General features: G+C 47.1%; 27 protein-coding genes and 1 other annotated feature. Of the genes, 5 read left to right on the forward strand and 22 right to left on the reverse strand.

Features of this window, described 5'->3' with window-relative positions; all coding sequences use genetic code 11:
- Positions 1-19: 19 nt before the first annotated feature.
- Both ntdP and mutY read right to left on the reverse strand, forming a co-directional pair.
- Positions 20-547, reverse strand: coding sequence for a nucleoside tri-diphosphate phosphatase (gene ntdP, locus AAV35_RS10075; RefSeq protein WP_008588516.1), 528 nt, complete (start codon positions 545-547; stop codon positions 20-22).
- A 196-nt stretch (positions 548-743) separates the two neighbouring features.
- Complete coding sequence (gene mutY, locus AAV35_RS10080; RefSeq protein WP_008588514.1) at positions 744-1,808, reverse strand: A/G-specific adenine glycosylase; 1,065 nt, start codon at positions 1,806-1,808, stop codon at positions 744-746.
- Positions 1,809-1,868: 60 nt separating this feature from the next.
- On the opposite strand from mutY, the gene AAV35_RS10085 reads away from it, so the two are divergent.
- The gene (locus AAV35_RS10085) at positions 1,869-2,864 is read left to right on the forward strand and encodes a metal-dependent hydrolase (protein ID WP_008588512.1); all 996 of its coding nucleotides are present in this window, start codon (positions 1,869-1,871) and stop codon (positions 2,862-2,864) included.
- A 27-nt stretch (positions 2,865-2,891) separates the two neighbouring features.
- Here AAV35_RS10085 and AAV35_RS10090 read toward each other — a convergent pair whose 3' ends face one another.
- Complete coding sequence (locus AAV35_RS10090) at positions 2,892-3,152, reverse strand: YfhJ family protein (protein WP_008588510.1); 261 nt, start codon at positions 3,150-3,152, stop codon at positions 2,892-2,894.
- Positions 3,145-3,516 (reverse strand): YfhH family protein, encoded by a 372-nt coding sequence (locus tag AAV35_RS10095; protein ID WP_008588508.1) that lies wholly within the window; start codon positions 3,514-3,516, stop codon positions 3,145-3,147. The genes AAV35_RS10090 and AAV35_RS10095 overlap by 8 nt, the downstream gene beginning before the upstream one ends.
- A 92-nt stretch (positions 3,517-3,608) precedes the next feature.
- On the opposite strand from AAV35_RS10095, the gene AAV35_RS10100 reads away from it, so the two are divergent.
- Positions 3,609-4,262, forward strand: a complete 654-nt coding sequence (locus tag AAV35_RS10100) for an SDR family NAD(P)-dependent oxidoreductase (RefSeq protein ID WP_008588506.1) — start codon at positions 3,609-3,611, stop codon at positions 4,260-4,262.
- Positions 4,263-4,548: 286 nt separating this feature from the next.
- On the opposite strand, the gene AAV35_RS10105 is transcribed toward AAV35_RS10100, so the two are convergent.
- From AAV35_RS10105 to recX, 4 genes are all read right to left on the reverse strand, one after another.
- Positions 4,549-4,815: a phosphocarrier protein HPr gene (locus tag AAV35_RS10105; protein WP_008588505.1), complete on the reverse strand. Its 267-nt coding sequence runs from the start codon at positions 4,813-4,815 to the stop codon at positions 4,549-4,551.
- Positions 4,816-4,831: 16 nt separating this feature from the next.
- A complete protein-coding gene (gene ptsG / locus AAV35_RS10110) occupies positions 4,832-6,865 on the reverse strand; it encodes a glucose-specific PTS transporter subunit IIBC (RefSeq protein WP_008588502.1) in 2,034 nt (677 codons plus the stop codon).
- Positions 6,866-7,040: 175 nt separating this feature from the next.
- The gene (gene glcT, locus AAV35_RS10115; RefSeq protein WP_040609167.1) at positions 7,041-7,880 is read right to left on the reverse strand and encodes a glucose PTS transporter transcription antiterminator GlcT; all 840 of its coding nucleotides are present in this window, start codon (positions 7,878-7,880) and stop codon (positions 7,041-7,043) included.
- A 122-nt stretch (positions 7,881-8,002) separates the two neighbouring features.
- Positions 8,003-8,812 carry a recombination regulator RecX gene (recX, locus tag AAV35_RS10120; RefSeq protein WP_008588498.1) on the reverse strand — a complete coding sequence of 270 codons (810 nt, stop codon included), beginning with the start codon at positions 8,810-8,812 and terminating at the stop codon, positions 8,003-8,005.
- A gap of 56 nt (positions 8,813-8,868) precedes the next feature.
- Between recX and AAV35_RS10125 the strand changes: the two genes are divergently transcribed.
- A complete protein-coding gene (locus AAV35_RS10125; RefSeq protein WP_008588495.1) occupies positions 8,869-9,774 on the forward strand; it encodes a TIGR01777 family oxidoreductase in 906 nt (301 codons plus the stop codon).
- 67 nt (positions 9,775-9,841) lie between these two features.
- On the opposite strand, the gene AAV35_RS10130 is transcribed toward AAV35_RS10125, so the two are convergent.
- The 7 genes from AAV35_RS10130 to AAV35_RS10160 all read right to left on the reverse strand — a co-directional run bounded on the left by AAV35_RS10130 (position 9,842) and on the right by AAV35_RS10160 (position 16,297).
- Positions 9,842-10,852 carry an aliphatic sulfonate ABC transporter substrate-binding protein gene (locus AAV35_RS10130; protein ID WP_008588492.1) on the reverse strand — a complete coding sequence of 337 codons (1,011 nt, stop codon included), beginning with the start codon at positions 10,850-10,852 and terminating at the stop codon, positions 9,842-9,844.
- A 39-nt stretch (positions 10,853-10,891) separates the two neighbouring features.
- Positions 10,892-11,650, reverse strand: a complete 759-nt coding sequence (locus AAV35_RS10135) for an ABC transporter permease (RefSeq protein ID WP_008588490.1) — start codon at positions 11,648-11,650, stop codon at positions 10,892-10,894.
- Positions 11,628-12,422: an ABC transporter ATP-binding protein gene (locus AAV35_RS10140; protein WP_008588488.1), complete on the reverse strand. Its 795-nt coding sequence runs from the start codon at positions 12,420-12,422 to the stop codon at positions 11,628-11,630. Before AAV35_RS10140 ends, AAV35_RS10135 begins: the two co-directional genes overlap by 23 nt.
- Before the next feature lie 171 nt (positions 12,423-12,593).
- Positions 12,594-12,902 (reverse strand): hypothetical protein, encoded by a 309-nt coding sequence (locus tag AAV35_RS10145; protein WP_008588486.1) that lies wholly within the window; start codon positions 12,900-12,902, stop codon positions 12,594-12,596.
- A 68-nt stretch (positions 12,903-12,970) separates the two neighbouring features.
- A complete protein-coding gene (gene argH / locus AAV35_RS10150; protein ID WP_008588484.1) occupies positions 12,971-14,347 on the reverse strand; it encodes an argininosuccinate lyase in 1,377 nt (458 codons plus the stop codon).
- Entirely contained in the window at positions 14,340-15,563 is a 1,224-nt protein-coding gene (locus AAV35_RS10155) for an argininosuccinate synthase (protein ID WP_008588483.1), read from the reverse strand. Before AAV35_RS10155 ends, argH begins: the two co-directional genes overlap by 8 nt.
- Before the next feature lie 69 nt (positions 15,564-15,632).
- Positions 15,633-15,861: a binding site (T-box leader), on the reverse strand.
- Between the two features lie 151 nt (positions 15,862-16,012).
- Positions 16,013-16,297, reverse strand: coding sequence for a GNAT family N-acetyltransferase (locus AAV35_RS10160; protein WP_008588481.1), 285 nt, complete (start codon positions 16,295-16,297; stop codon positions 16,013-16,015).
- A 288-nt stretch (positions 16,298-16,585) separates the two neighbouring features.
- Here AAV35_RS10160 and AAV35_RS10165 point away from each other — a divergent pair, with 288 nt between their 5' ends.
- Positions 16,586-16,735 (forward strand): anti-repressor SinI family protein, encoded by a 150-nt coding sequence (locus AAV35_RS10165; RefSeq protein ID WP_420877622.1) that lies wholly within the window; start codon positions 16,586-16,588, stop codon positions 16,733-16,735.
- Between the two features lie 81 nt (positions 16,736-16,816).
- Positions 16,817-17,119: a hypothetical protein gene (locus tag AAV35_RS10170; protein ID WP_008588478.1), complete on the forward strand. Its 303-nt coding sequence runs from the start codon at positions 16,817-16,819 to the stop codon at positions 17,117-17,119.
- A 14-nt stretch (positions 17,120-17,133) separates the two neighbouring features.
- On the opposite strand, the gene AAV35_RS10175 is transcribed toward AAV35_RS10170, so the two are convergent.
- Genes AAV35_RS10175 through trpE form a run of 7 tightly spaced genes read right to left on the reverse strand, consistent with a single transcriptional unit; the run spans position 17,134 to position 23,624 of the window.
- The gene (locus AAV35_RS10175) at positions 17,134-17,715 is read right to left on the reverse strand and encodes an anthranilate synthase component II (protein WP_008588475.1); all 582 of its coding nucleotides are present in this window, start codon (positions 17,713-17,715) and stop codon (positions 17,134-17,136) included.
- A gap of 36 nt (positions 17,716-17,751) precedes the next feature.
- Positions 17,752-18,558 (reverse strand): tryptophan synthase subunit alpha, encoded by an 807-nt coding sequence (gene trpA, locus AAV35_RS10180; RefSeq protein ID WP_008588473.1) that lies wholly within the window; start codon positions 18,556-18,558, stop codon positions 17,752-17,754.
- Positions 18,555-19,742, reverse strand: coding sequence for a tryptophan synthase subunit beta (gene trpB / locus AAV35_RS10185; protein WP_008588471.1), 1,188 nt, complete (start codon positions 19,740-19,742; stop codon positions 18,555-18,557). The genes trpA and trpB overlap by 4 nt, the downstream gene beginning before the upstream one ends.
- Positions 19,717-20,376, reverse strand: coding sequence for a phosphoribosylanthranilate isomerase (locus tag AAV35_RS10190; RefSeq protein WP_008588469.1), 660 nt, complete (start codon positions 20,374-20,376; stop codon positions 19,717-19,719). The genes trpB and AAV35_RS10190 overlap by 26 nt, the downstream gene beginning before the upstream one ends.
- The gene (trpC, locus tag AAV35_RS10195; protein WP_008588467.1) at positions 20,376-21,131 is read right to left on the reverse strand and encodes an indole-3-glycerol phosphate synthase TrpC; all 756 of its coding nucleotides are present in this window, start codon (positions 21,129-21,131) and stop codon (positions 20,376-20,378) included. The genes AAV35_RS10190 and trpC overlap by 1 nt, the downstream gene beginning before the upstream one ends.
- Positions 21,121-22,140, reverse strand: a complete 1,020-nt coding sequence (gene trpD / locus AAV35_RS10200; protein ID WP_008588465.1) for an anthranilate phosphoribosyltransferase — start codon at positions 22,138-22,140, stop codon at positions 21,121-21,123. The genes trpC and trpD overlap by 11 nt, the downstream gene beginning before the upstream one ends.
- Positions 22,137-23,624 carry an anthranilate synthase component I gene (gene trpE / locus AAV35_RS10205; protein WP_008588463.1) on the reverse strand — a complete coding sequence of 496 codons (1,488 nt, stop codon included), beginning with the start codon at positions 23,622-23,624 and terminating at the stop codon, positions 22,137-22,139. Before trpE ends, trpD begins: the two co-directional genes overlap by 4 nt.
- Positions 23,625-23,871 lie beyond the last annotated feature (247 nt).

Genomic DNA, 23,871 nt, shown 5'->3' on the forward strand with positions numbered 1-23,871 from the left:
AAAGTGCGCTCTTCCCAATCTACCTATACGTTAAATACCGTTCGTACCACTGATCTATGAATTCCGGAGCAAAAGGACCTTTACGCTGATGTATCCAGCGGACCAGAATATCTACATTGTTGTACAGAATCCGGTCAAGAACGTGCGGGTAGTTCATCTGTCTGCGGTGAAGTTTATATTCGTCTTCATCCAGCAGTTTATAAGTCATATCGGGGAAGACTTTAACATCCAGATCATAATCGATATATTTGATCATTTCGTCTTCGTAAATAAAAGGAGAGCTAATGTTACAGTAATAATGCACTCCGTCTGCCCTCAACATTCCGATGACATTGAACCAGTATTTCGTGTGAAAGTAACAGATCGCCGGTTCCCTTGTCATCCACGATCTCCCGTCGCTTTCCGTTACGGTCGTACGGTCATTCGCACCGATCAGTACAGTCTCCGTCCCTTTTAAAATCGTAGTACTGTTCCAGATTCTGTGCAGTTTTCCATTGTGTTTATAACTTTGAATTTTGATTCGCTTGCCAGGCGATGGGCTGGACATACGAATTCCACCCCTTTCTTAACTGCGTTCACTTCTACCAATTATAACGGGGATACCTGCCAATTGAAAACATTTCACTTCATTTACCTTAATGAAAACCAGCCTTCTCCGCCCCAAATTCGCTTTTCTTCCTCTTCATTTCCGCCGGTGGATGACTGCTCCCGCCTGTCCTCATGCTCTTTGTTTTCCAGGTCTTTCACCGGATGTAAGGATGGATTTTCTGGTGGGAGACCGGAAACGGATAGACAGTAAGCTCATTTTTCGACACGAATTTCCCCTGTTCTCCGTTAAACGTACCGGAGATGACTTTCACACGGTGCACTTCCATTTCCCAGATGAGGTGGGAAAATGTGTGCTTAATCCGATCGACCATCCCTTTTTCTTCGATTTTCAAACCGTCAAGCCGACCTTTCTCCGCCTCCTCCTCCAGGACCATCGGGTATTGCCACAGGTTAGCCAAAAGCCCTTTGCCGGGCCGTTTTTCTATAAGTATTTCCCCGTCCTCGTTTTCTGCTATGTACGTGCGATAGCGAATTGTTTTTTGTGTCTTTTTGGAGGACTTCACCGGCAATTCATTTTCAATCCCTTTATGAAAAGCGCGGCAGTGATCCTGAACCGGACACAAAAGGCAGGAGGGGGATTTTGGGGTACACACGATAGCCCCCAGTTCCATCAAACCCTGATTGAAAGAGCTCGGATCTTCGGATGAAATAAGGGAGGAGACCAGCGCTTCAAACAGTTTCCTCGTCGACTGTTTCGCTATATCTTCATCTACCAGAAGAATCCGGGATAATACTCTCATAACATTCCCGTCCACGGCCGGTACCGGGAGGTCGTAAGCGATACTGAGGATTGCCCCTTGCGTGTACGGCCCCACCCCTTGGAGAGAGCCTATTTCCCGGACTGTATCCGGTACTTTGGAGTCGTACTCCGCCACTACCTCTTTTACCGCAGTTTGCAAATTTCGTGCACGGGAATAGTAACCTAGACCCTCCCAGGCTTTTAATACTTCCTGCTCGTCTGCGGAGGCCAGGTCTTCCAGCGTAGGGAATTGACGGAGAAAATTTTCATAATAAGGAATCACCGTCTCCACTTTCGTCTGCTGGAGCATGATCTCTGAGACCCATACACGGTAAGGGTCCTGGTTTTCCCGCCACGGAAGGGTACGCTGTTCTTTTTTAAACCATTCAATCAAATTTTGCCGGAAATCTTCTGCCGGGAAGTCTTTGACTATCTCCAGGGCCAGCTCTTCTCTCTTCAAATTAACACTTCCTTCGTGATACATTATACATTTAGAGAATCGGGAAAAGGGGGAATACACATGGATACAGCTACGCACGTAGTCATGGGAATAGCACTCGGGGGGCTTGCCACCATCGACCCTGTCGTCGCCGAAGACCCGGCTCTTGGCCAGGCTGTCCTTATAGGCACCCTTGCAGGTTCCCAGGCCCCTGACTTCGATACTGTTTTGAAACTTAAAAATAACGCAAAATATATCAGAAACCATCGGGGCATCACCCATTCGATGCCTGCCGTCGTATTGTGGGGGCTGCTGCTCACGGGAATCCTCCACCTGTTTTACCCGGAGGTGAACACCCTTCACCTTTGGATGTGGACTTTTGCGGCAGTCATATTCCACGTCTTCGTCGATGTGTTCAACGCGTACGGAACCCAGGCTTACCGCCCCTTTACCAAAAGGTGGGTCGCCTACGGCTTCATTAATACATTCGACCCGTATATTTTCTACTTTCACGTAGCCGGAATTGTCGCCTGGGTAGCAGGAGCAAACCCTGCCTATCTATGGCTCATCATTTATTTCATCCTTGCTCTCTATTACGTTAAGCGTTACTTCGACAAACGGGAGATGGTGAAGCTTATTAAAGAGAACTTCGAGGACATCGAACAGATTGTAACTTTTCCGACCATCAAACAAAACATCTGGAGAATCGTAATCACTACCCCGTCGAGGTACTATGTAGGCCATGCCGAAAACGGACAAATAACGATTCTCGATGAATTCGTCAATAAACCGATCAACACCCGGGACCCGATAGTCGAAAAAGCACTTGAAGACCATAATATCAAAGCTTTTCTATCTTTCTCTCCGGTATATCGTTACGACATCAACTATCACGATGAATATACCGAGCTTCGATTCACGGATCTCCGCTATCGTCATAATGGACGCTATCCATTCGTGGCTATCGTACAGATCGATGACGAACACGGAGAAGATCTTGAGATTCTTGATTCCTACACAGGATGGGTGTTCTCCGAGGAAAAACTTCAGGACAAACTGAGCCCCGGCGAAAGTTGAACCACGCTTTTATCAGCGTGGTTCTTTTTATTCTCCGAAATATTTATTGAACTTGGGATTGGTAGCTATGAATTCATCGAGATGTGCTCCGTAATGGGTCACCCACTGTCTTACAATCTGTTCAGTCATTTCGCTTCCCCTGTATTTCCTTCCCGCTTTCGCCCGGGTAGCTTCGAAGTCCTCCCAGAGCAGTTCGATCCACTTTCTCGCCTCTTCTTCGGATAGACTGCCATTCTTCCGTTGCAATTCTTTAATAAGCTCTTTCTGAGCGTGATGATGGCTACTCATCGGTACCGACCCTGGCTCCGAGCATGGAAATAGGGAGAGCTTCTTCCGGTTCTCCCGTAATACGCTCTTCTTCTTTTTTCTCCACGTAATTCCCGTGCTGGTCTTTACGGAATCCCCAGGCGAATACACCGTTAATGTATACGATATAGAAAGTATGGGAAGGGTCCCCCTCTATTTCGTACGTTTCGCCTTTTTTGAAGTCCTTCGGATTCAGCATATACGCCTGAGCCATAGTTATTTTACGCTGATGTACCGCGTATTCATTTACCATACCGAACTGTTCCGCTTTTCTTGCTTTTTCAGTCAATTCGCCGACTTCCCGGCGCAGTTCTTCATACGTGTATTCACTGTATCGACGTTCCAAGGTAAACCTCTCCTTCACTTTTTTCCATTTACATTTTAACATTTAAAGAAGACAATAGGAATAAGAACAAACTATCAGGAAAGGAAGTCATTATGGATACCGTTATCATTACAGGAGCAGGAAGCGGCCTGGGTAAAGCTCTGGCCAGACAGTATGCCGCCTCCGGATGTATGGTTTACCTCACCGGCCGGAACGAAGGGAAACTCAGAAGCACCAAACGTGAAATCATAGAGCAGGGGGGAAAAGCAGAGTCAGTCGTCTGTGACGTTACAGAAGCCGCTTCTATCGAAGAAATGCTGAAGCAGACGGACAAGGTGGACCTTCTCATTAACAACGCGGGCGTCGGACTGTTCGGGGAACTGGAGAGTTACGGAAAAGAAGACATCGACGCCATGCTCGATACTAATGTAAAAGGAACCATTCTGTTCACTCAGGTAGCACAGCCCAGGCTTGAACTCTCAGGAGGTCGTGTACTGAACATTATCTCTACAGCCGGATTGAAAGGGAAGGTAAATGAAAGCGTCTACTGTGCCAGTAAGTTTGCCGTACGCGGCTTTACCGAAAGTCTGCATAAAGAATGGGGAGACAAACTGATCGACGCTACAGCTGTCTACATGGGCGGAATGAACACTCCTTTCTGGGACGGTTCGACTCACGTAGCCGATCCGGGTAAATTAAAAACCCCGGAAGAGGTGGCAAAGATCATCTTCGAACAGGATGACCGGCGTCCTGAAATAAAGGTATAATAGCCCGCCTCTCTGCAGAAAAAATACAGGTAAAACGGGAACACTGAAAAACTGAATGTTCTGTGTGAAATAGAAAAAGCGGATGGCATATTTATACCATCCGCTTTTTCTATTTCTGTACTTCACACTCCACGGTGGAGAGGAAGAGAGGCTTATGACTTATTCGTACGTTCTTTCGCTCTCTATATACTGCAAAAAACAAAAACCGGACATAAGAGCCCGGTTTTTGTGCGTGTACTATGCTTCCTGCCTGTCGTGCTGCTTTCATCTGTCCCCGGCAGATAAGTTACTCGCCAAGCCCTTCTTCTTTCGCTTTTTGGGCAATGGCTTCCACTGCTTCTTTTTCATCAGAGCCTTCAGCGGAAAATGTGATTTCCGAGCCGCTCGGGATACCGAGAGACATTACGCCCATAATCGATTTCATGTTAACCGATTTCCCGTTATACTCAAGGTTTATATCCGATTCGTATTTTCCTGCCACCTGTACCAGGGAGGTAGCGGGCCTTGCATGTACTCCTTCGGAAGCTGTCACTTTCATGTCTCTTTTTTCCATTGAAAATCTCTCCTTATTACTCTTTTATTTTAATGATATTCGTCTGTTCGGTGCTGATTTTGCCTGTGGTCTGTAAGTCCACATACTGATTCTCATTAAGATTCGTGAAGATAATCGGGGTTACAACGGAAGGTGCGTGTTCTTTCAGGTACGCTAAGTCCACGTCCATAAGTTTCTGTCCCTGTTTCACTTCATCTCCTTCGCCGACGTGTGCGGTAAAGCCTTCTCCGTTCAACTTCACTGTGTCTATCCCTATGTGAATCAGTATTTCCACTCCGTCCTCTGTTACAAGGCCTAACGCGTGTTTCGTCGGGAAGACATTCACTACTTTTCCGTTAATCGGAGAAACGATAGTCCCCTCTTCCGGATCGATCGCAAAACCGTCCCCCATCATTTTACCGGAAAACACCTGATCCGGCACATCAGTCAATGGTACCAGTTCACCCTGCATCGGGCTTACAAAATCGATGTCTTCCGTTACATGAAGTTCCGTATCGACAGCTGCATCCTGCTTCGGTTTTTCCTGTTTACGCGGCGTTTTACCATCGATGATATCCTGCATCTGGCCGCGAAGAGAATCGGACACGGGTCCGTAGATAGCCTGGATGTTATTTCCTACTTCCATTACACCGGAAGCACCGAGCTTTTTCAGACGATCCTTGTTCACATTACTCTTATCGTGTACGGAAACACGGAGTCTCGTAATACAGGCATCAAGGTTATCAATATTTTCCTGTCCACCCATCGCCTGAAGTATTTCGTACGGTTTGTCGTCCACTTCTCCTGTTTCCTCGTCCTGGTCTTCTCCTTCTTTCTCACGTCCCGGTGTTGCCAGGTTGAACTTGAGGATAGCCCAGCGGAACCCGAAGTAGTAAATGACCGAGAAGACAAGTCCTACGATGATGACCCACCACCAGTCAGTACGGTTCGGAATGACACCGAAGATAATAAAATCGATCAGCCCCCCGGAGAACGTCATTCCAATTTTTACACCGAGAATCTCCATAACCATAAAGGAAAGACCGGCGAACACCGCGTGGATCGCGAACAACAGCGGTGCTACGAAAAGAAACGAAAACTCGATCGGTTCTGTAATACCAGTAAGGAAGGAAGTAAGAGCTGCGGAGAACATGATACCCCCGACAATCTTTTTACGTTCAGGGCGTGCTGTGTGGTAAATAGCAAGCGCTGCCGCCGGCAGTCCGAACATCATGAACGGAAACTTCCCGACCATGAACGTCCCTGCTGTGAACTCTACCTCGTCACGAAGCTGGGCAAAGAAAATCGTCTGGTCGCCGCGTACGATTTCTCCGGCAGCATTCGTGTAGGAACCGAACTCGAACCAGAACGGAGAGTAGAAAATATGGTGAAGTCCGAATGGAATAAGCGAACGTTCCGCAACTCCGAAAATGAATGCAGCCAGCGTCTGGTTCGACTCAAGCATGAACTGGGAGAATGCGTTCAGCCCTGACTGAGCGTACGGCCAGACGAAGTACATCAGAATACCGAGAGCAAGAGACGTAAAGGCTGTAATAATCGGTACAAACCGTTTCCCGGCAAAGAACCCGAGGAATTGCGGAAGTTCTATGTTGTAATACTTCTTATAAAGATAAGAGGCCCATATCCCTACGATAATACCGCCAAAGACCCCGGTCTGCAGTGTAGGAGTACCGAGAACTTCGGCATACGCAGGGCTGTTACCGGCCATTTCAGGCGTTACGTCCCCGAGCACTCCCATGGTGACGTTCATAATCAAATATCCGATGATGGCAGCAAGACCTGCTACCCCGTCACCTCCAGCGAGCCCGATAGCTACCCCGACAGCAAATAACAGGGGCAGGTTATCAAAAACTATCCCCCCGGCTTCTTCCATCAGTGAAAGAACCAGCTGTATCCACGGGTGTTCAAACAGTGGAACGAGATCGGTGAACTGCTCCTGGGCAAAGCTTGTCCCAAAAGCAAGAAGTATACCGGCTGCCGGAAGCAACGCTACCGGAAGCATCAGGGATTTACCAACTTTTTGCAATGTGCCAAATGCATTTTTAAACATAAATGTTTCCTCCTTTTCCCTGCGCAACAGAAAATAACCCCCCCGCAGATGAACCGTTTTCAAAAAAACCGTTAAAAAAGACATGAGCACGAACGTCAGCAGTCAAAAGGATACAAGTATCCCGTTAGCTACTCACATTTCATACTCATGCCTGATCGTGTCAGTAACACGTACTTTATTTTTGAGTGAGTCGATGAAGATGAATCGTTAAATATACGGCTTCCGCTTCATCTACGGTTTTATTCAGCTGTTGCTGCATTACTTTAATCAATTTCCAAGCAATATTGTAGCACGAAGGGTATTCAGCTTTCAACATTTTATCAAGATTTGTCTGGCTCCCTGCAGTCTCCCCGGTATGCACGCGGTGGATGGCCCGGTGTAAATGCTGGACCAGCCTGTGATAATCGATACTCTTTCTGTTTATGTTCAGTTCGAGCTGATTTTCTATGAATTCTATCAGCTGAGTAATCAGCTGATTGTGTTTATTAATTTCCCTTAATGATTTATCCGTGACCCCACTGTGGATATGCAGAGCAATAAAACCGACTTCCCCGGCAGGAAATTGGACACCGGTCCGGTCATAAATCATCGTAACGACTTCTAGGGCAATCTGGTATTCCTTCGGATAAAGCGTTTCTATTTCTGAAAGGAACGGGTTCTGGAAGTCAAGGGCGTTTTGAGTCCTGTGGAAAACGAATGCCAGGTGATCGGTCAACGCAACGTGAATGTGCTCATGCAGGGGTTCTTCCATTCTCTCCCCCACGTGCAGAAGTATATCACTCATTAAAGGAATAAGTTCTTCATTCACGTGCGACATCAGATTAACGTACTGCTCCTTTTGCTCGGGATCTCTGAGAAGGAACGTCTTCTCGGCGATTTCCGGCTCGATACAGTCGCCGGGCTTTCGATTGAACCCGATACCTTTCCCGATAAGGATCACTTCTTTGAACGAAGGGTGATCCGCGATGACTACATTATTATTCAATGTTTTCTGCACAGTAACCGGGCTCCCCATAAGTATCCCCCATTTTTTCATTCATCTTAGTCATTTCTCCTTATTCATCGTAACGACTGCCTCCGAACTTTACAAGAAAAAGAATGGAGGAGGACCGGCCGGAACGTCCCGATCTGCACCAGTCAATACCCTTTTTCCTCGAGAAATTCCCTGATCAGATCCCCTGAGAAACCTTTACGATACAGAGAAGCCATGACTTTCTGCTTCAGTTCAAATCCTTCTGCTTTCTTTTCGTATTTACGGATAGCCTTCTCTCCCTGAAGTTCAAGTGCCGTACGTTCGGAGGAATCCTCTTTCTCTTCGGCCAGACGGGCCGCTACTTCCTGAATTACATCCTGGGTAAATCCTTTTTGCATCATGGACTGCTTTGCTGTCTGAAGCTTCTGCTGAAAAGATTTCTTTGAAGTGTCGTTCACTTTTTTCATTCCGAACTTCAGAGCTTTTTCATACTGGTCCTCGAACGAATACTGTTCAAGTGCACTCAGCCTATAGTCTTCGGCTACACCTTTTTTGGAGAGTTCCTGTTTTAAAACAACAGGCCCCTTACTCGAAGTGGCTATTTTACTCTGCACGTAACTTTTGGCGAAGGCTTCATCATCCAGCAAATTTTCTTTATAAAGACGGTTGATGACATCTCTTGCATCTTCTTCTGTCACTTCTTTATCGATAAGATAGTCGTACATTTCTTTTTCGGATCGCATACGGTAGCTTAAATAATGGATAGCACGGGTATAAGACTTATGTAGTTCATCTTTATTTTTCAACTGCTTAATATCTTCTTCGCTTAATTCCATTCCTTTGTGAAGATTATATTGAATAAGGATATCTTCACTTACACCGAAACCAAACTCTTCTTCATCTGTCTTTTTAAAAAAGATGTTGAAGCGTCCTTTATTTTTCTGTTGAACAGAAATTTTACTGATGACAGGCATAGCACCGTCTCCTCTCTGAGGGTAATCATATCATAGCATATAAGGAGGATTCACAGATGAACATAGTTATTGCCGGAGGCACAGGATTTGTAGGTCAGCACCTGACTGAACACTTCACGTCAAAAGGGGATCACGTATCCATTTTAACGAGACACCCGGAAAATCATGAAGACGGGGAAAACGTCCGTTATGTAGGCTGGCTGAAAGAGGAGTATACTCCCGAAAATCAGTTACAGAACGTAGACGCCATCATTAACCTTGCAGGCGCCTCTCTCGCCGGAGGCAGATGGACTCCCGAAAGGAAACAGCTCATAAGACAAAGCCGGATTGACGCAACGAACGGAGTACTCTCTCTTATCGAAAACCTCGACAAGACTCCGGATGTACTCGTGAACGGCTCCGCGGTAGGTTTCTACGGTACCTCCGTATATAAGTCATTCACGGAAAACACGGAAGAACCGGGGAATGGTTTCCTCGCCAGTGTCACCAAAGACTGGGAAGCGACTGCCAGTCAGGCGAAACTGAAAGGAGTCCGCACAGTGTATGCCCGCTTCGGGTTGATTCTGGGTACAGAAGGAGTACTGCCCCTCATGAAACTTCCTTATAAATATTTTGTCGGTGGCAGACTCGGCAACGGAGAGCAATGGATGTCGTGGGTGCATATTGATGACGTGGTCGGAGCCATTGATGAAGCCGTTCATAACAGTTCCATCGAAAACGCTCTCAATGTAACCGCTCCTACTCCCAAACGTAATGAAGACTTTCTACGAACGCTTGGAGAAGTTCTCGAGCGACCGCACTGGTGTCATGTGCCCGCCGTCGTTATAAGTAAAACATTAGGAGAAATGAGCACACTCGTGCTGAATGGTCAGGCCGTCTACCCTCAAAAATTGAAGAGTCACGATTACCAGTTCCATTATTCGGATGTGCACGGTGCCCTGCACTCTATACTGAAAAAATAACAAAACTATAAAAAACGTGAAGATCTGATTTTGTTGCAGATCTTCACGTTTTTATTCTAATTGACGATCACCCGTTTTTCAGGAACTCCTTATCTACGAGACCTGTAAGGTCTGGTTTCTCCTCCAGAAATTTCAGGTTATAGGAAGAGTCTGCAAAATCCTGAAGTACACTTTCATCCACTTCGTATGAAAAATCAATTCTCTCCCAGGCACCGTCAATAACTTCTTTTTCCAGCCCCTGGTCAGTAATTTCCTTGATCTTATCCTGAGCAATCGTTTTTGCTTCTTCCGGGTTTTCGTTTATGAAGTCTGTAGCCTGTTTGTGGGCATCAACAAGATTCTGGACGAGTTCCGGATTTTTCTCTTTCAATTTCTCCGAAGTTACAAATACAGCTGCAGGTAACGTCTCTCCGAACGCCACTTCCGGAGTGTCCACCAGAACTTTACCGCTTCCTTCGGTTTCAATAACAGAAGCCCAGGGTTCCGGAACCGTAGCCGCATCGACCTTCCCGGCTTCGAACATACTCGCATAGGTGGCCGGCTTCCCGGTCACATGCTTCATGTCTCCCTGCACACGCTCTGAAGTCATTCCGAATTCTTCCTTCATCATCGTTTCGAACTGGACATCGTGCGTACATCCTACCCGAGGGGAGATGAACGTCTTCCCTTTAAGATCCTCCGGAGTTGAAATATTACTGTCATTACTGGCCATAATCACGGTCCCTCCTTTGGAACCGGCTGCTACCACATTGATTGCCGCCCCGCTTACGTAGTGATTCATTGCAGGACCGGGGCCTACTATTCCGCCTTCAATTTCTCCGGTCTCCACCGCTGTCATAAAAGCGGAACCGTCAGGAAAATACTGATAATTAACCTTCGTTCCGTCAGGCAACTGTTCCTGATACATTTCCTTTTCTTCAGCGACCATGCCGGCTGCATGATTAATATTCGGGAAATAACCGACAGTAATTTCATCCGCCTCTTTTTCTTCGCCACCTGCTTCTGATTCACTGCTGCCACATGCACTAAGGACTATGAGTAAAACACCGACTGCGGTCATATAAAAAATTTTTTTCAACTTCTCCACTCCTTTTTTTCAGGCAATAATTACAGTATTCTATAAAATTCCCCATCGTTTCATTACGTTTTTCTCCAGTTTCGAAAATACGAGCTGATCCACGACAGCCCCTATGACTCCGATGATAATGATAATCCCGATCACCTGATCCATCCTTGCATAGTCTTGAGCATAGCGGAGGGAATAACCGAGACCCGGACCGTTACTCAGCAATTCCCCGGCCATTAATGCCCTCCAGCTGAAAGCCCACGCAAGGCGCAGCCCCGACATAAAGTAAGGGACACTGGCCGGAATTTCCACCCGGAAAAACTGGGACACCCCGCTCACTCCCATCGTTCTTGCTGCACGTAATAAGTGCGGCGGTACGCTCCTGATTGCCGAGCGCACATTCAACGCCATTACGAACGTACCTCCAAGTACCACTACAAATACGACAGCAGCTTCCGAAAAACCGAAAATCATAATAGCGAGCGGAACCCATACGATACTCGGAATACTTTGAAGAGCTACAAGATACATCCCTGCCGTTTCATCCGCTTCTCTGGACTTGCCGAGGAGGACCCCGAGCACTGTCCCGAATAAAATGGCCAGAACCAGTCCCGAAAACAGGTGTCTGAAACTCGCACCGAGAGCTGTAACAAGATCACCATCGGCAAATCCTTCGTAGAGGGAGGAGACTACCGTAAGAGGAGAAGGAAATATTATATCTTCAAAAATGTTCAGGGCATAAATACCCTGCCAAATACCTGCAACGACAACTAGAAAAACGATCCGTTTAGTTATAAGAGACAGATTCATTATCCAGTTCCTCTTTCAGTACTTTGTCTATCTCTTTCTCGAGCAGTTCCATCACATGTTTTTCCCAACCGATAACATTCTCATCATCGCGTGCCCGCGGTCGTGGTACATCAATGCTGAAATCGGCAATAATCCTCCCCGGTCTCGTGCCCATTACAATCACCCTGTCCGACAGTTTGATCGCCTCCTGAATACTGTGAGTAACAAAAAGAATCGTTTTTCTCGTTTCTTCCCATATAGATAAAAGCTCTCTATGAAGAATGTGCCTCGTCTGTTCGTCAAGAGCACCGAAAGGCTCGTCCATCAAAAGAACTTTCGGGTCCATGGCAAGGGCCCTTGCAATAGCCACCCGCTGCTGCATGCCGCCGGAAAGTTCATATGTATATCTGGAACTGGAAGAACTGAGGTGCACCATTTTCAAAAAATGTTCGGCACGCGCTTCGGCTTCTTTTTTTGACCTTTTCTTCTTTAGGGGAAACATGACGTTCTCCCGGACAGTCAGCCATGGAAACAGCGACGGTTGCTGAAATACCATCCCTCTTTCCGGATCAGGACCTGTTATTTCTTGTCCCTCGAGTTTAATCGTCCCTTCGGAGGTATCCTCGAGTCCCGCCACCATCGATAATAGCGTTGACTTTCCGCAGCCGGACGGTCCGAGGATAGAAACGAACTGGTTATTTTCAATACTTATATTCACTCCCTTGAATACTTCAAACTCGTTTTCCGTTGCTTCGCCAAAGCGTTTTCCTGTGTCCTCAAACTCCAAAAACATGTACTCCCTCCCTTTTCAAAACCTACTTGTTTACTTAGCATTAAATTTTAAATAAAAACGCGACGTATGTCAACATTATTCCTATAAGTTTACTGTGTAATTAAAAAAACTCCACTAGCGGAGGCTTCTGCTCCGATAATGGAGATATTTCACTTAAATCACCACGGCCATCTATTCTTTTTTCATTGCTCCATGCTCTTGCAGCACTTTTAGTACTCCTTCGTGATCCTCCTCTTCGACTTCGAACTGAAGAAGGTGGGTAACTTCTTTTCCTTTATTTCCAAGTGCTTCGTTAAAAGTTTCCCCGTACTCCGCAACATCCGCCTGGAACCCTCCGGAAGTAAAAGGGATGACGCGCTCAAGTTTTGAATCCTGCGGTATCTCTTCGACTCTTTCTTTCTCCACCTTATACTTCTTAAGCGAAGTGAGGGCGCTTTCAGCATCATTTTCATTTGCAAAATACGCGATTACCTGTTTCATTATTCTCCTCCTGACTGCGTGACGTAGTACACTCTTCCCTTTTCCCAATAATAGAACACTTGCCTTCCTTAAAAAGACAAATGTTCTTCAGCAGCTTTCAACTGTTCTCTCACCTGGTCAAATCCCGTGCCGCCCTCACTTTTTCTGGCTGCTATCACCTGATCAGGGGCCAGTTTTTCAAAAATATCCTCGTCGATCAGTTCCGAAAATTCTTTGAATTCTTCCAGTTTCAAATCAAGCAGATACTTCTCTTCCTGAATAGCGTACAGAACAATTTTACCGATGATTTCATGCGCTTCACGGAATGGCAGACCTTTTACCGCAAGATAATCCGCCATATCAGTGGCATTGGAATAATCACTTTTTACGGAACTGTCCGTTCTGTGCTTATTGACTTCCATCGTTTCAAGCATCGGGGCAAGAAGGGAGAGGGCCCCCTCCAACGTCTCCACTGTATCGAACATCCCCTCTTTGTCTTCCTGCATATCTTTATTGTAAGCAAGAGGCAGACCCTTCAACAGTGTTAAAAGCCCCATCAGGTTTCCGTAAATTCTTCCTGTCTTCCCCCGCAGCAGCTCAGGGACGTCGGGGTTCTTCTTCTGCGGCATAATACTTGAACCGGTACAGAAAGCATCATCCAGTTCCACAAACCGGAATTCCTCGCTGCTCCACATTACCAGTTCCTCGGACAGCCGGGAGATATGCATGATCAATATAGAAGCGTCCGAAAGAAATTCAAGAATAAAGTCCCTGTCGCTCACTGCGTCGAGAGAATTCGGATACACCTTTTCGAAACCGAGAGCTTCCGCTGTCTCACGGCGATTGATCGGATACGTCGTTCCGGCCAGTGCCGCTGCCCCGAGAGGCGACCAGTTCACACGTTTCAGACTGTCCTGAAGTCTTTCTTTATCTCTTTCAAACATCCAGAAATAAGCAAGAATATGGTGGGCGAAAGAAATCGGCTGAGCCCGCTGCAGGTGAGTATACCCGGGGATCATCGTCTCCACATTCGATCCCGCCTGCCCGACGATCGCCTGCTGGACAGTCTCTACAAGTTCAATGAGTTTCTTCGTCTTCTCTCTCAGATACAGATGCATATCTGTAGCCACCTGGTCATTACGGCTCCGCCCCGTATGAAGTTTTCCGCCCACAGGACCTATTTCGTCAATAAGCATATGTTCGATATTCATATGGATATCTTCGTCAGCTACAGAATATTCAACTTCTCCCCTCTCTATTCTGGAGAGAATTTTATCCAGTCCCTCACCGATCTCCCGGGCTTCTTCCGTCGGGATTATCCCCTGATTTCCGAGCATACGCACGTGAGCCTTACTTCCTTCAATATCAAATGCCGCCAGCTTTTTATCAAAACTGATCGAGGCTGTATACTCCTCGACCAGTTCGTCCGTCTGCTTCGTGAATCTTCCGCCCCAAAGCTTACTCATCTACTGACACCAGATGTTTCTTCTTATTATGCACATCCGCATGCACTTTTGTAGGAAGCCCCCACAATTTGATAAAACCTACGGCAGCATTATGATCGAAAGCATCTTCTTTTGAATAGGTTGATAATTCTTCGTTATAAAGACTTACAGGGGACTGCTTACCGATGACCTGATGGTGCCCTTTGAACAGCTTGATTTTCACCGTTCCCGTCACAAACTGCTGAGTATCTTCCACAAACGCCTGCAGGGCTGTTCTGAGCGGAGAATACCAGAGCCCGTCATATACCACTTGAGCCAGTTGCTGTTCTACCTGGGGTTTGTAGTGAGCCACTTCCCTGGTAAGTGTAAGCGACTCCAGTTCTTTATGGGCGTTAATAAGAATCATGGCTGCCGGATTTTCGTACACTTCTCTCGACTTGATCCCCACCAGTCTGTTCTCTGTATGATCTATCCGCCCGACTCCATGCTCTCCTCCAAGAACATTCAGTTTCTCAATCATGTCGACGAGTCCGAGTGCTTCTCCGTTCAGACTCACAGGCTTTCCCTGTTCAAAGGAGATTTCGATCGTTTCAGGGGTATCCGGTGTGTCTTCCACCGGGTTTGTCCAGTCATATGCTGCTTCAGGTGCTTCCTGCCACGGATCTTCCAGAACCCCCGCTTCACAGGCTCTCCCCCAGATATTCGCGTCGATGGAGAAAGGATTTTCAAGGTTTACCGGAATAGGTATACCTTTCTCTTCTGCATAACCTATCTGCTCATCCCTCGTCATACCCCATTCTCTGACGGGGGCAATGACTTCCAATTCCGGATTCAGAGCCTGAATGGACAGCTCAAACCTGACCTGGTCGTTTCCTTTTCCGGTACATCCGTGTGCTACGGCTACTGCCCCTTCCTGCTCCGCTACTTCCACCAGCAGTTTGGAAATGAGAGGTCTCGATAAGGCGGAAGAGAGCGGATATTTCCCTTCGTAGAGCGTATTCGCTTTCAGCGCGGGCATTAAGTACTCTTCGGCGAGCAGTTCTTTCCCCTCTATCATGATCGCTTTAACTGCTCCGACATCGAGCGCTTTCTGTCTGATCGTCTCAAGATCCTTCCCCTCTCCGACATCGATACCGAGTGCAATTACGTCGTAACCATATTTTTCCTGAATCCATTTAACTGATATGGAAGTGTCCAGCCCTCCGGAATATGCAAGCACTACTTTAGGTTTAGCCATAAATATCTTCCTCCTTATAGTTATTTTCAATAATCGTTTGATCTGCAATAAGAAAAGTCCGCCTCTTCGTAAAGAGACGGACGTATATCCGCGGTACCACTCTCGTTGTCCTCACCTGTCTCTGACAGTAAAGGACCGGCTCGTCACGGGATAACGGGCAGGAACCCGGTTCCGGCTACTTATTTTCACCGGAACTTCTCCAAAGTGCGTTTCTTTCAGCTTCCGTACACCGGGCTCCCACCATCCGCCGGTTCGCTGGAGTCTTCGACTGAAATACTTACTTTTTCGCTGAATGTATTTTTATTATTATTTATTCATAATTATACATTTTTATTTAAACCTGTCAACACGCTACCCTTATATTTTTATAATCAGCGGTTCATTAAGTATTTTTTCTTCTAAAACAGCGCTCCTGCCTGCGTGGCAAAAGCGCTGTTTTTACATGGGGGTCAGGAATTATGAATTCCAATGAATACATCATGATATTCTTCGTTATTCGTCAGGACATCGCGCGTGTAAGGACAGTGAGCGACGATTTTTTTATTTTCTTCTCTCGCATAGTTGACTACAGCTTCCACCAGCTGCTTTCCCGCCCCCTGGCCTCTCATCGATTCGCCGACATACGTGTGGTCGACTATAAGCTTATCATCCCCGAATTTCTCGAAATGGATATAAGCTTCCGGATTGTCGCTGTCTCCTGCGAAAAAACGTTTATCATCCTGATACAGTTTCATGACCAACTACTCCTTTCGATTGTTTGTAGGAATAAATCGTTCTAGCTCCAAGATTCTCCTGTAAGAGAAAGCGCCTTTTGCGCCCCCCTTTTTCTACCGATAAAAGTGTTGTTTCTTATACATCACTGCTCCCTGCTGGTTAAATGTTTTGTATACACTATTAAGTATAAACCATTTCCTCTCTGCCAAAAACCAAAAAGAGAACAAAAGTTTTCTGATAAATACAAAAATTTGTGTTTATTTTATCAGATAAAAGCGTTATAATGAAGTCATCCTATAGAGTGGGGTGTGATTTGCTTGAATAAAAAACTTGATATGGAATGGGTGGAACTGATGCAGGAAGCCCGGAACCTCGGACTCTCACCGGAAGAAATCAGCAGATTTCTTAACACCGGCAGTCAGGAGGAATCACCTAAAAATAAAACGGTGATCCAGTAATCTGACAATCAACAAGCACCCCCACTCTCCCTATACTAATTGCTGAAGGTCTCCTATAATAATTATCAGGAGGTTTTTTTTATGAACGAAAAAGACGAATGGATCATACAGAAATATAAAGAAGAAGAGAAAATGATGATTTTGCTGTTTGCCCAGTGGTGTGTCGACCACGGGGAAAACGCAGTAGAAGTTTATCAGACGGCTTACCCCTATCAGGAAGTCAGTCCTCTTTTGAAAGAGATGCTCAAAGACACGGTTCCTGCAAAAGAGTCGGAAGGCATTCAGGAGGAGCTTCTACTGGACGTCCTTTCCGCTTTCGGAAATGAGGAACTGGCGTTTACAGTGGCTGAAATCTCTTCTTCGCACGAAGAAAAGCGCCTCTGAAGCGAGGCGCTTTTTCACATTTTCACCGCGGTATACGCTTGAAGCATATTTCTGACTAATCGTTTCCCCTCCACGGTGCCAATTGATTCAGGGTGAAACTGGACCCCCTCAAGAGGATAGGCTCTGTGCCTGATTCCCATCACTGTCCCTTCGGAAGTGGCAGCCGTAACATCAAAACATGGCGGTAATGTCGGCAGGGCCACTATAAGAGAATGGTAGCGCATTGCGGTCAAAGGCGTCGACAGGCCTGCGAATACAGTGTGCCCGTCATGATCGATTTCGGAAGCTTTCCCATGCATCAGGCGGTCCGCACGAATTATCGAGCCCCCGAAGTAATAAGCAAGCGCCTGGTGACCGAGACACACTCCGAATATAGGGATTTCTTTATGAAATATTCGAATGATTTCCTGAGTACGGGGCATTTTTTCCGGAGATTGCGGTCCGGGCGAGAGAACTATAAGTTCAGGAGCCAGCTCCCTGATTTCCTGCGGCGATATCTCCTCGGGGCGACGAACCACCACTTCTGCTCCCAGTTCCCCGATGTATTGAACGAGATTATAAGTGAACGAATCATAATGGTCGATCATGTAGATCATCTCTGCTCTGCTCCTCTCTGCTAATTCTGAATACTGTTATCCTTTCACAAGTTTTCGCAATTCTTCCGAAAATTGTTCCAATCCTCTTTTTTCATCTGTATTTTTCTCTGTTTCCACACTGGCCTCAATCATCTTCACTATTTTACTTCCTATAATGTATCCGTCTGCATGTTTCTTCATCAGCTCCACCTGATCATACGAGGAGATGCCGAAGCCGACCGCCACAGGAACACTGCTGTATTCTTTCACTTTTTCTATAAAAGCAAGTGTTTCGGGAGCTATCTCTTTCCTCTCCCCCGTAACACCCAGGCTTGATACACAATAAAGAAAACCGCGGGCCTGCTCCGCTATTCTTTTGATTCTCGCTTCGGAAGTAGGAGCCACAAGCGAAATAAGTTCTATGTTCTTCTGCTTAGTACGCTCGTTCAGGTCTTCACTTTCTTCGAGGGGAAGATCCGGGATAAGCAGTCCTTCCACTCCATTTTGTTCAAGGGCTTCGATAAACTTATCGTGGCCGTATTGAAGTACGGGATTGTAGTACGTAAAGATGACGACCGGAATGGATACTCCCGCTTTTCTCAATGTCGGGACCATCTCCACTGCTTTTTTCAAAGACATCCCCGCATCAAGCGCCCGTTTGGCGGCTTTTTGAATAACCGGACCATCCGCCAGAGGATCGGAATACGGGACCCCAAGCTCCAGCACGTCCGCTCCTTCTTCCTGGAGGCGGAGGGCATATTGGACGGTTTTATCCGGATGGGGGTCACCTGCAACTATAAAAGGGATGAACAGGTCTTTCTCCCTGGTCAGCTTTCCCTGAAACATCGTCCTCTGTGTCATCATTGCAGTCCCTCCTCCGTAAAATGTTCCATAAGCGTCGCCATGTCTTTATCTCCCCGGCCGGAGACGTTGATAACGATAGTATCTTCCACGGACATCTCCTTCGCTTCCTTTATCGCCTGAGCGACTGCGTGAGCGGACTCGATCGCAGGAATGATACCTTCAGCCCGGGAAAGCTGCTTCACGGCTTCCAGAGCTTCTTCATCGGTGACCGATTCATACCGGACCCGCTTCGTTCTGAAAAGATTTGCATGCTCCGGACCGATCCCCGGATAGTCGAGTCCTGCTGAAATGGAATACGGCTCTGTAATCTGTCCATTCTCATCCTGCATCAGATAGGTGAGAGACCCGTGAATCACTCCGGGTGTTCCTTTTGTAAGAGTGGCCGCGTGTTCCGCAGTATTTATCCCTTTTCCGGCAGCTTCGATACCGATAAGCTCTACATCTTCTTCCAGATACGGATAAAACATACCGATGGCGTTACTTCCACCGCCGACACATGCATAAATCCTGTCAGCTTTCCGTGTCATCTGCTCTTTTGTCTCATCACCGATAATACGCTGGAAGTTCCTCACCATTCTCGGATAAGGGTGGGGCCCGACGACGGAACCGATCAGGTAGAAATGGTCGTCACAGTTCGCTACCCAGTAGCGGATCGCTTCGTTTGTAGCGTCTTTTAATGTACCGTTCCCGCTTGAAACAGGAACCACTTCCGCACCAAGAAGTTTCATCCGGAACACGTTCAGTTCCTGTCTCCGGGTATCCTCTTCTCCCATAAATACTTTGCAGGTAAGCCCGAGCTTTGCCGCTACGGTCGCGGAGGCGACACCGTGCTGTCCTGCTCCGGTCTCGGCTATGATTTTATCTTTACCCATACGTTTGGCCAGAAGGGCCTGACCGAGAGCGTTATTCAATTTATGTGCTCCTGTGTGAAGCAGGTCTTCCCGCTTCAGGTAAATATGGGCTCCTCCCAGTTCAGCGGTCAGTTTATCAGCATACGTCAGTGGAGTCGGACGGCCGGCATATTCTTTCAGATCGTTTTCATACTGTTTCAGGAAAGTCTCGTCTTCCATCGCTTCATCAAGCGCGGATTCCAGTTCCTCCAGTGGTGCCATCAGCGTTTCCGGTACGTATTTTCCACCGAAGTCACCGAATCTCCCCTTATGATTTGGCAAATTTGTAAGCATGACCCGTCACCTCTTTCGTAATTACCTGGATTTTATGAAAATCTTTCCGACCCTCTGTTTCAATTCCGCTTGAAATATCTACGCCTTCCGGAGAGTAGGTCATCAATTCCTTAATGTTTTCGGGAGTAATACCTCCCGCCATCAGACACGGTACGTTCTGCCTGTTCGCTTCCTGCTGGTAAGCAGGAATAGCTTCCCAGTCAAAGCTGACACCTGTGCCGCCGTAAGCTCCCTTCACTTTGGAATCCACAACGAAGCCCTCAGCCACCCCGCTGAACAGCTTCATCGTCGCCAGACCATCCTTCTGGTGAGGGATAGCTTTCCATACGGGCATAGGGAAAGTTTCCTTGATTTTCAGGAGTTCCGAAACCGTCTCGTTACCGTGGAGTTGTATAACATCGAGAGGTACAAACCTCAGCACTTCATCAATTTCATCTACAGTCGGATTAACGAATACACCTACCAGCTTCTGAGCAGGTCTGATACGTTTAATCCAGCTGCCTGCTTTCTCGGGAAGAACGTATCTTCCCGCAGACTTCACAAAGATAAAACCTAAATGGGTAGCAGGCGAAAACGCGCCTTTTTCCACGTCAGCCTCACGCTGGTTTCCGCAAAGTTTAATAAGTGGTTCCATTAGTTCTCCTCCTTCAGCAGCTGTCGTACCGCTTCTTCCACATCTGACTGCCTCATTAATGACTCACCCACAAGAACCGCTCCCGCTCCGGCTTTCTTTACCTCGGCTACATGCTCGCTCGTATAGATTCCACTTTCGGATATGAGAAAACAGTTTTCGGGCACCGAATCGGCAATAGTAGCTGTGTGCGTCAGGCTCGTATGGAACGTGTTCAGATCACGATTGTTGATACCGAGTACTGCAGGCGTGAAAACGTCCAGAATTCTGTGCAGCGTTTTTAAAGCATGCACTTCGACCAGCACTTCCATGCCGAGACTGTACGCTTCATCATACAGCTTTTTCAACTGTTCCACATCTAGCGCTTCACCGATCAGCAGGATAGCATCCGCCCCTAATCGGCGGCTCTCCTGAACCTGGAGGGAGTCGATGATGAAATCCTTTCTCATTACGGGCAGGGAAACGTGCTGTTTAATCGCTGTGAGATATTCAGGATTTCCCTGAAAAAAGGTTTGGTCGGTCAATACGGATATAGCACGGGCTCCGCCTGCTTCATAAGCTTCCGCTATAGCCACAGGGTCGAAATCTTCGCGTATTACTCCTTTGGAAGGAGACGCTTTTTTAACTTCGGCGATCAGTCCGGCCGATCCTCCCTTCTTCAGGTAATCAGCGAACGGCACACACGGTTCTCCCTCACGTTCCGGAAGGGTGAGCCTGCTGATTTCTTCTCTTTTCACTTCCAGAATCTTATTCAGCATAACTGCTCTTCCCTCCTGCCAGGTGTTCATAGAACTGTTCTACTTTTTGACCGGCAATCGCTTCCTTCACCTGTGTTACTCCGTCGGCAATGGTTTCAGCTCCTCCGGCAACGTAAACGCCGGCGCCGGCATTCATTACGGCAATAGCCTGAGCGGCTTCCGGCGCAGAACCTTTCAACACGTTCCGGATTAAACCGGCGCTTTCATCCGATGATGCAATCTGAACATCTTCAATCGGAAAAGTACTGTAACCGAAATCTGCGGGATGGACTGTGAATCTGGTTATTTCGTTATTTTTAAGTTCCACCACGTCCGTCGTACCGGTAATGGTAATCTCATCAAGACCATCCTGCCCTGTTACGAACAGTACGTGTTCCGACCCTAATTGTTTAAGGGCTTCTGCCATCTTTTCGGCATACGACGTATCATACACCCCTATCAGCTGTCTTTTCGCATTTGCAGGGTTGCTCATCGGGCCGAGCAGATTGAATACCGTGCGGAATCCCAGTTCTTCCCGGGCTTTCGCTGCGTGCTTCATCGCAGGATGATAAACCGGGGCGTACAGAAACGTCAGACCTTGAGCCCGGAGCGCTTCCGCTCCCTCATCCGGAGTGGAGTCCACCCTGATACCGAGAGTTTCTATAACATCCGCGCTTCCGCTCGTGGAGGACACTTTACGATTTCCATGTTTTGCGACTTTAACCCCCATCCCGGCCAAAATAATCGAGACGGCAGTCGAAATATTGTAAGTGGATGCACCATCGCCTCCCGTACCGCACGTATCCACGAAATCGGAATCGGACATCGGAAATTCTTTCATGTGTTCTCTCATCGCTTTGACGAATCCTGTGATTTCACTTGAAGTTTCTCCCCGATATTTCATAAGGCTGAGAAGACCGGCCAGCTGGGCCGTGGTCACTTCCCCGTTCATTATCGAATGCATCAGCTCATAAGCTTCATGTTCAGAAAAAACTTTACCTTCCAGGGTGTCGTTCAAAAATTTGTTCATTGCTTCTCCGCTCCTTCTCTTCTCGTCTCAAATGCCTGCTCTGCTACAGCCAGCGCATATTTCAACGCACTCGCTTTCTTCACTGTTTCCTCATACTCCCCTTCAGGATCCGAATCGGCCACGACTCCAGCTCCGGCCTGGATAAAGACCTGCTGACCGATTTTCGCCATCGTCCGGATGGCAATACAGGAGTCCAGGTCTCCGTCAAGACCCAGATATACCACTCCGCCCCCGTACACGTGTCGGGGGGAAGGTTCCAGTTCACGCAGAATCTGCATTGCTCTTACTTTCGGCGCTCCTGAAAGTGTCCCTGCCGGAAATGCGGCTGTTAAAGCATCGATAGAGGAAATATCCTCTCTTATCTCTCCTGTAACTTTACTGATGATATGCATTACTTTTGCAAAAAGTCCGATCGTCATATAGTCATGGACATCCACTGTTCCGTATTTAGCTACCCGTCCGACATCATTCCTGGCAAGATCCACGAGCATGCGGTGTTCTGCCTGCTCTTTCTCATCCGCCAGAAGATCGGCTGCCAGCTCTTTATCCTCCTCTTCCGTTTCGCCTCGCTTTCTCGTCCCGGCGATAGGATGGATTTCCAGCTGTCCTTTTTCCACACGCAGTAACCTTTCTGGTGAGCTGCCTATTATTTCCATGTGGGGGAAGTTCAAATAAAACATATACGGGGAAGGGTTCACTTTTCTGAGGACCCGGTACAGTTCAAAGCCCGAACGTGTCGTTTCAGCCTTGAAACGCTGGGAAAGCACTGCCTGAAATATATCGCCCGCTTCAATATACTCCTTGATAGTACGTACACTTTCGAGGTAACTATTTTTGGTAAAATTACTTGTCAGAGTCATTTCCGCCGGACGGATGTTTTCATCAATAAGGAAGTCCGGAAACACACTTCCTTTCACAATCGACCGTTTCACCTCACTAATGCGTTCGCAGGTGTTTCGATAGGAAGATTCAGGGAACTTCCCGTCCGCAAAAGAAATGACCGTCGTTTTTTCGGTACGGTGTTCATGAGCAATAATGGTGCGACAGAACACAAAATGATAGTTTTCCTGATCTTCATTAACGGGAGGCACAGGTTCAAAATCAGAAACTGCATCGTAGGATATATATCCTACGCACCCTCCCTTGAACGGAAGAGGCGTCTCCGGAATCTTGATCTGAAGAAATTCATAAAGACCTTCATACGCTTCTTCAAGCGATGCGTATGCGGAAGTTTCTTTTGTTTCCAGAGTTTTTACGAAAAATCGCCCTTTTTCCTGAAAAATAGTATAGGCGGGGTCGAGGCCTATAAAGGAGTAGTTGGACCACTCCGACTCCCTGTCTCCACTTTCAAGCATGTAGACCGCTTCTTTTTCAAGAGACGCAAACATGTGAATCGGAGTGATAGTGTCGGTCGTGAATGTCTCCATCACAGGAATAGTAAGATAATGATCAGAATCTTTTCGGAAGGATTCATAAGTAGTCAAGTGGCTCACCTCTCCATAGTTGCAGAATGGAGAATGAGATTATGAAGAATGTAAGAGAGTGGTGGTGCAGGGGATATGACGCAGCCCTCAGACAGCTCCTTACGTCCGTCTTTATCTGCGTTCTCTCGGCTCACCTGAATTCTCAGCTCAACTGCTCTCATTCTCGACTTTATAATGTAACTTTCGAATAGTTTATAAAATTCAGAACTGAAAGTCAACCTTATAGGCAGGTTTCCCTCTGTTCTTC

The sequence above is a fragment of the Salimicrobium jeotgali genome (assembly GCF_001685435.2).
Lineage (GTDB): Bacteria > Bacillota > Bacilli > Bacillales > Halobacillaceae > Salimicrobium > Salimicrobium album.

Coding starts and splice junctions, on each gene's coding strand:
- ntdP (WP_008588516.1), bottom strand. CDS start 547: ATGTCCAGCCCATCGCCTGGCAAGCGAATCAAAATTCAAAGTTATAAA.
- AAV35_RS10085 (WP_008588512.1), top strand. CDS start 1,869: ATGGATACAGCTACGCACGTAGTCATGGGAATAGCACTCGGGGGGCTT.
- AAV35_RS10090 (WP_008588510.1), bottom strand. CDS start 3,152: ATGAGTAGCCATCATCACGCTCAGAAAGAGCTTATTAAAGAATTGCAA.
- AAV35_RS10100 (WP_008588506.1), top strand. CDS start 3,609: ATGGATACCGTTATCATTACAGGAGCAGGAAGCGGCCTGGGTAAAGCT.
- AAV35_RS10105 (WP_008588505.1), bottom strand. CDS start 4,815: ATGGAAAAAAGAGACATGAAAGTGACAGCTTCCGAAGGAGTACATGCA.
- ptsG (WP_008588502.1), bottom strand. CDS start 6,865: ATGTTTAAAAATGCATTTGGCACATTGCAAAAAGTTGGTAAATCCCTG.
- glcT (WP_040609167.1), bottom strand. CDS start 7,880: ATGGGGAGCCCGGTTACTGTGCAGAAAACATTGAATAATAATGTAGTC.
- recX (WP_008588498.1), bottom strand. CDS start 8,812: ATGCCTGTCATCAGTAAAATTTCTGTTCAACAGAAAAATAAAGGACGC.
- AAV35_RS10125 (WP_008588495.1), top strand. CDS start 8,869: ATGAACATAGTTATTGCCGGAGGCACAGGATTTGTAGGTCAGCACCTG.
- AAV35_RS10135 (WP_008588490.1), bottom strand. CDS start 11,650: ATGAATCTGTCTCTTATAACTAAACGGATCGTTTTTCTAGTTGTCGTT.
- AAV35_RS10140 (WP_008588488.1), bottom strand. CDS start 12,422: ATGTTTTTGGAGTTTGAGGACACAGGAAAACGCTTTGGCGAAGCAACG.
- AAV35_RS10145 (WP_008588486.1), bottom strand. CDS start 12,902: ATGAAACAGGTAATCGCGTATTTTGCAAATGAAAATGATGCTGAAAGC.
- argH (WP_008588484.1), bottom strand. CDS start 14,347: ATGAGTAAGCTTTGGGGCGGAAGATTCACGAAGCAGACGGACGAACTG.
- AAV35_RS10155 (WP_008588483.1), bottom strand. CDS start 15,563: ATGGCTAAACCTAAAGTAGTGCTTGCATATTCCGGAGGGCTGGACACT.
- AAV35_RS10160 (WP_008588481.1), bottom strand. CDS start 16,297: ATGAAACTGTATCAGGATGATAAACGTTTTTTCGCAGGAGACAGCGAC.
- AAV35_RS10170 (WP_008588478.1), top strand. CDS start 16,817: ATGAACGAAAAAGACGAATGGATCATACAGAAATATAAAGAAGAAGAG.
- AAV35_RS10175 (WP_008588475.1), bottom strand. CDS start 17,715: ATGATCTACATGATCGACCATTATGATTCGTTCACTTATAATCTCGTT.
- trpA (WP_008588473.1), bottom strand. CDS start 18,558: ATGATGACACAGAGGACGATGTTTCAGGGAAAGCTGACCAGGGAGAAA.
- trpB (WP_008588471.1), bottom strand. CDS start 19,742: ATGCTTACAAATTTGCCAAATCATAAGGGGAGATTCGGTGACTTCGGT.
- AAV35_RS10190 (WP_008588469.1), bottom strand. CDS start 20,376: ATGGAACCACTTATTAAACTTTGCGGAAACCAGCGTGAGGCTGACGTG.
- trpC (WP_008588467.1), bottom strand. CDS start 21,131: ATGCTGAATAAGATTCTGGAAGTGAAAAGAGAAGAAATCAGCAGGCTC.
- trpD (WP_008588465.1), bottom strand. CDS start 22,140: ATGAACAAATTTTTGAACGACACCCTGGAAGGTAAAGTTTTTTCTGAA.